Below are 1,479 nucleotides of genomic sequence, written 5' to 3'. Positions count from 1 at the left end.
AAGCCCGCGAAGACGACCGCCGGATTCTCACTCGCAACGTGCGCCTGAACGTCCTCGCCATGCAAAGCAGCCAACACCTGGATGCCAACACCCTATGGCGGGATTTAAACCTGACCGGCGACTGGCACCAGGGTCAATCCCAAGGCCTGTTTGACAGCGAACAGCAAGACCTTTCCAGTAACGATGCCACTTACAAGCTAATTGCCGACTTAATCGAGCGCTTTCAGGATGCCAAAACCTTCGGCTCGCTGATTGAGGTGCCCAATGAATGGGAAGCGCCGCTCAAAGCACTGCTGGAAGAGCTGACCGAGCTAAGCAATAGCGGCGATATTATGCAAAAAGCCGCCGCCCAGCGGTTAGTGTCAATGGTGCAGCAAGCTTGGGCACTGGCGCAGCGGTATGACGCTGTGGTGGCCAACCCGCCATATATGGGCAGTAAGGGCATGAACAAGGCGTTAAAGGACTACGCCAAGAAGGCGTACCCCAACAGCAAGTCAGATCTGTTCGCGATTTTTATGGAGCATGCGTTTAGCCTGCTAGTACCACTTGGCTACAACGCCCAGATCAATATGCAATCATGGATGTTTCTTTCCAGCTACGAAAAGCTGCGTGAATGGCTGCTGGATAACACCACCATTATCACCATGGCCCACCTTGGCGGCAGGGCATTCGACAGCATCAGCGGGGAAGTCGTCTCCGCCACCGCCTTTGTGATGGAGAAAATCGCCAAGCCGGATTATAAGGGAGCCTATCTGCGACTGGTGGAGGGTAAATCCGAGGCTGAGAAGAAGTGCGCGCTGCTGGAAGCCATTCAGAACCGCGACTGCGGCTGGCTCTATGACGCCAAACCGGATGATTTCAAGAAGATTCCGGGGAGTCCGGTGGCTTATTGGGCTAGTAAGGGTGTTATATCAAACTTTAGTGAAAAATCTTCGCTTGAAGATAATGTTCTTTTCCGCCAAGGAATGGCTACTTCAGATAATGATCGTTTTTTGAGATTTTGGTATGAGGTTGAGTTTAAAAAAATTGGGCTAAATTGTAAAGGGCCTAAGAATCTTGCTGAGTCAAAAAAGAAATGGTTTCCATACAGCAAAGGAGGTGGTTACAGAAAATGGTATGGTTTTAATGATATAGTTGTTAACTGGGAAAATGATGGGTTTGAACTTAAAGAGTTCACAAGCACTCTTACACAAGGGATGAATGTAAGGCTTAAAAGTAGGAACTATTATTGTATCCCTAATGTGACATATTCGGCACTAACAAGCTATAAGTTTAGTGCAAGGCTAAACGGTTCGGGGTTTTTGTTTGGTACGGGAGGTAGTTGTGTCTTCGGTGAAGACAATTTAACTACTATTCTTTGTTTGCTGAATTCTACATCATCAGATTATTTCCTAAGTATGATTTCACCTACCCTGAATTTTGAAATGATAGATGTAAAAAGGCTTCCGTTTGAATATCATAAAGAAGTTGAGGTGATAG

1 protein-coding gene is annotated in these 1,479 nt (G+C 47.1%); it reads left to right on the top strand.

Annotated features, from left to right (window positions below; genetic code table 11):
• A partial coding sequence (locus tag INT22_RS20820; protein WP_226912638.1) for an Eco57I restriction-modification methylase domain-containing protein occupies positions 1 to 1,479 on the top strand: 1,479 nt, incomplete at both ends.

This window comes from Halomonas sp. 3D7M (assembly GCF_014897885.1).
Classification (GTDB): domain Bacteria; phylum Pseudomonadota; class Gammaproteobacteria; order Pseudomonadales; family Halomonadaceae; genus Vreelandella.
Note: the sequence above shows the minus strand (reverse complement) of the source record. Positions and strands in the feature narration are given on the sequence as shown.